A 3913-nucleotide genomic window follows, 5' to 3' on the forward strand; every position below is an offset into this window, starting at 1 on the left:
TTAAGCCCCTCCTCAAAGGTGGCCACCACCCGCCTCTCAAAGAGCAAATAGAGAAGGGCGATGGGAAGCACCGAGAAGAGGGCAGCGGCAGAAAGAAGGCCCCAGTCCGTGGGGTATTTGCGCTGCAGGTCCGTAAGCCAGGTCTGGAGAGTCCAAAACCTTGGATCAGAAACCATCACCCGGGGGTAGAGGACCAGGTTCCAATGGGCAGCGAAGGCCAAGACCCCAGCCGCCACCAAGGTGGGCCGCACCAAGGGGAAAAGGATCTGGAAAAGAAGCACCCGGTGCCCCGCCCCATCCAGCCGGGCTGCCTCCAAAAGTTCCTCGGGTACCGCCCGCATGGCCTGGTAGACCAGGTAGATGACGAAGGGGCTAGCAGCAAAGGGTAGGGCCAGGGCAAGGGCGGTATCCAAAAGGGAAAGCCCTCTGAGAATGCCATAGAGGGGTACCAAAAGGAGCTCGGCGGGTACGGCCATAAGCACCAGGTAAAAGGGCAAAAGCCCAAGCCCAGCCCTCAAAGCGTAAGCGGCCAAAAGGGCCGTGAGGAGCTGAAGGAGGACCACCCCTCCAGAAAGCATCATGGAAAAGAAAAGCCGGCTCCAAAACCCTTCTTTCGCCAAGCCCCGCACGTTCTCCAGGCTAAAACCCACCTTTGAGAACAGTTCCCCCGAGTACACGGCTTCCTTGGGCATGAAAGCAGCGTAGGCCATCCAGAGGAAGGGAAGGAGGACGAAAAGGAGAACCAAAAAGACCAAAAGATGCCCTAAAGCCCGGCCCACGCCACCAATATAGCTTGTTTATGATGCTCCCATGCGACCCCTTTCCGGCATCAAGGTGCTGGACCTTTCCCGGGTGCTGGCAGGCCCCCTTTGCACCATGATCCTGGCCGACCTAGGGGCCGAGGTCATCAAGGTGGAACCCCCCTGGGGGGACGAAACCCGGGGGTGGGGACCTCCTTTTGTCCAGGGGGAAAGTGCCTACTTCCTCTCCGTGAACCGAGGAAAGCGGAGTTTGGCCTTGGACTTGAAAACCCCAGAGGGCCAGGAGGTGGTGCGGAGGCTAGCCCAAGGCGCCGATGTCTTGGTGGAGAACTTCAAAACCGGGGACCTGAAGCGCTACCGTCTGGATTACGAAAGCCTTAAAGAGCTAAACCCCCGCCTGGTCTACCTTTCCATCACCGGTTTCGGCCACACGGGACCCCGGGCCCAGGAACCCGGGTACGACGCCGCCTTGCAGGGCTATACCGGCATCATGTCCGTCACCGGGGAGCCAGCGGGCCCCCCCATGAAGGTGGGGGTGGCCTGGATTGACGTGATGACGGGCATGATGGGAGCGGTGGCCGTGCTTGCCGCCCTTTTGGAGCGGGAAAGAAGCGGCCTCGGCCAGCACATAGACCTTTCTCTTTTTGACGTGGGCCTCTTCGCCCTGGCCAACCTGGGGGAAAGCTACCTCCTCACGGGAAAGCCCCCTAAGCGCCTGGGCAACGCCCACGCCCAGATCGTGCCCTATGGGGCCTTTCCCGCCGCAGACGGCTGGCTGGTTTTAGCGGTGGGGAACGACGAGCAGTTTGCCCGGCTTTGCCAGGTTCTGGACTTACCCGACCTCTTAAAGCGGTTCCCCACCAACCCCCAAAGGGTGGAGGCCCGGGAGGAAGTGGTGGAAGCCCTGTCTGCCGTTCTCCGGACCCAGCCCCGGGCCTACTGGCTCCAAAGGTGCAAGGAGGCAGGCATCCCCGCCGCTCCTGTCAACGACTTGGCCGAGGCCTTCCAAGATCCCCAGGCCCAGGCCCGGGGGGCCATCTGGACCCTTTCCCACCCCCTTTTGGGCCCTTTGCCCACCCTGGCCAACCCCTTGCGCTTTCTCTCCCGCACCCCCGCAAAACCCTCCCTACCCCCGCCCCTTTTGGGAGAGCACACGGAAGAGGTGTTGAGGAAAGCCGGGTACGCCCCCGAAGAAGTGGCCCGGCTTGTGGAAAAGGGGGTGGTCCGTACGGCGCCTCAGAGAAAGGGGTGAATAAAATACCCGTTCCCAAGGGGCTTGACGCGTTTAAACCCGGCGCCCAGCAACTCCGAGACCTTGTGGATAACCCTGTGGATAACTGCCCCCGGCTACCCAGCGGCACCCGACCCGTGGCGCTTAGGGCTGCTTCCTTCCGGACCTGACCCGGTTCACGCCCGGACCGTCGCGCTGGACCGGGGGCTTGGGTAGTATAGCACCCATGGATGCCCTAAGGCTAGAGGGCTTGGGCAAACGCTACGGGAGGAAGCCCATTCTGGAAAACGTAAGTCTAGCCGTGCGCCCCGGGGAGGTCTATGCCCTAGCCGGGCCCAACGGCTCGGGAAAGACCACCTTGATCCGCCTGGTCACAGGCCTGGCCTTTCCCACGGCAGGCCGGGCCCTCCTTTTGGGGGAGGATGTGCACCAGAATCCCCAAGCCCGGCGCCACCTAGGGGCGGTGGTGGAGGCCCCCGCCGCCTTCTACCCCTACCTCACGGGCCGGGAGAACCTGAGGATGCAGGCGTACTTGGCAGGGATTAAGGACGAAGGCCGCATCAGCGAGGTGCTGGCCCGGCTTAGGCTGCTTGCCGTGGCCGACCAGAAGGTGGGTAGCTACTCCCTAGGCCAAAGGCAGCGCTTGGGCCTGGCGGCGGCCATCCTGCACCACCCCAAGGTACTGGTCCTGGATGAACCCACCAGCGGCCTGGACCCCGAAGGGGTGGAGCTGGTCCATGGCCTCCTCGAGGAGCTAGCCCAGGAAGGAGTGGCGGTCCTTCTCTCCACCCACCACCTGCAGGAGGTAAGCCGCTACGCCCACAAGGTGGGCATCCTGGGCGGGGGCAGGCTCTTGGACGAGGTGCGCCTCGAGGGGCGCGAGATCTTTCGCCTGGAGGCCGAGCCCTTGGAGGGTGCCCTGGCCCTCCTCAGAACCCTGCCTGGGATTACCCATCCCCGCCTGCAAGGAAAGGTCATCCTCTTTGAGGGGAACCCGGAGGAAGCCCTTAGGGTCCTCCTCCGGGAAGGCTACCGGGTCAAGGCCTTGCACCCTCAAGGGTTTGACCTGATGGCCTACTACCAAGAGAGGGTGAAGCATGTTTAGGCTTGTGATATTTGAACTCTTTAAGCTCTTCCGTCTGCGCTCTGTAGGGCTTGGCCTTTTGGCCGCTTTCCTTCTCCCCTTTCTCTGGGCCTTGGCCCCAGGGCTTAAGGAGGTCTACGGCCTGGTCCTGGCCTCGGGCTGGCAGGTGGTCTCCTTAAGCCTCCTGGCGGGGATGGAGTTCCTCTTTCCCTTCTTGGTGGTCATGGCCGCCAGCGAATCCTTGGGTAGCGAGATAAGCCAGGGTACCCTAAAAAGCCTTCTCCTAAGGCCCCTGCCCCGGACCGCCCTGCTCCTGGCCAAGCTCCTGGCGGTACTCCTCTACCCCTTTGCCCTCCTCGGCGCAAGCTTCCTGGGAAGCCTCCTGGCGGGCCTACCCCATGGGCTAGGTGGTTTCTATGGGGGCACGGGGCTCGGACAAGGGGGGTTTGCCGGCGCGGGCTTCCTGAGCGCCCAGCAGGCCCTAGGCGAGCTCCTCCACGCCCATCTTTTGGCGGGGGTGGTCCTATTGCCCCTCGCTGCCTTGGCCCTCCTTTACGCCACGATTTTCCTCTCCACCACGGCCAGCGCCTTGGCGGCGGTGGCCACGCTTCTTCTCATGCGGCTTCTGGTGGCCTTCCCCGCCCTTACCCCCTTTCTCCTCACCACCTACCTGGACCTGCACCTGAGGCCCCAGGCCGCCGGGCTTGGGCTTCCCCTCCTCTTTATCTACACCCTGGGCTTTGCCTTTCTGGCCGCTTTGGTCTTCGAACGCAAGGACCTCTAGGGGGCCAGGGGATGGGGTTCAGGAACCCCCACGAAGCGTCCCTTTTCCACCAC

4 protein-coding genes and 1 other RNA gene are annotated in these 3913 nt (G+C 63.0%); 3 read left to right on the forward strand and 2 right to left on the reverse strand.

Features of this window, described 5'->3' with window-relative positions:
* A partial coding sequence (locus tag Q0693_RS07610) for a carbohydrate ABC transporter permease (protein WP_298630454.1) occupies nt 1–779 on the reverse strand: 779 nt, incomplete at its 3' end.
* 31 nt (nt 780–810) lie between these two features.
* Here Q0693_RS07610 and Q0693_RS07615 point away from each other — a divergent pair.
* Nucleotides 811–2013 carry a CoA transferase gene (locus tag Q0693_RS07615; RefSeq protein WP_298630456.1) on the forward strand — a complete coding sequence of 401 codons (1203 nt, stop codon included), beginning with the start codon at nt 811–813 and terminating at the stop codon, nt 2011–2013.
* A gap of 85 nt (nt 2014–2098) precedes the next feature.
* Here Q0693_RS07615 and ffs read toward each other — a convergent pair.
* Nucleotides 2099–2199: signal recognition particle sRNA small type (gene ffs, locus Q0693_RS07620), an RNA gene on the reverse strand.
* Between the two features lie 19 nt (nt 2200–2218).
* Between ffs and Q0693_RS07625 the strand changes: the two genes are divergently transcribed.
* Together Q0693_RS07625 and Q0693_RS07630 are read left to right on the forward strand one after the other, a co-directional pair.
* Nucleotides 2219–3097 carry an ABC transporter ATP-binding protein gene (locus Q0693_RS07625; RefSeq protein WP_298630458.1) on the forward strand — a complete coding sequence of 293 codons (879 nt, stop codon included), beginning with the start codon at nt 2219–2221 and terminating at the stop codon, nt 3095–3097.
* On the forward strand, nt 3090–3860 hold the full coding sequence (locus tag Q0693_RS07630) for an ABC transporter permease (RefSeq protein ID WP_243030813.1): 771 nt from the start codon (nt 3090–3092) through the stop codon (nt 3858–3860). The genes Q0693_RS07625 and Q0693_RS07630 overlap by 8 nt, the downstream gene beginning before the upstream one ends.
* Nucleotides 3861–3913: the final 53 nt, after the last annotated feature.

This window comes from uncultured Thermus sp. (assembly GCF_938010445.1).
In the GTDB taxonomy this organism is placed as follows: domain Bacteria; phylum Deinococcota; class Deinococci; order Deinococcales; family Thermaceae; genus Thermus; species Thermus altitudinis.

Excerpts from the sequence above, each read along its gene's own strand:
- Q0693_RS07630 (WP_243030813.1), top strand. The coding sequence starts at position 3,090 with ATGTTTAGGCTTGTGATATTTGAACTCTTTAAGCTCTTCCGTCTGCGC.
- Q0693_RS07625 (WP_298630458.1), top strand. The coding sequence starts at position 2,219 with ATGGATGCCCTAAGGCTAGAGGGCTTGGGCAAACGCTACGGGAGGAAG.
- Q0693_RS07615 (WP_298630456.1), top strand. The coding sequence starts at position 811 with ATGCGACCCCTTTCCGGCATCAAGGTGCTGGACCTTTCCCGGGTGCTG.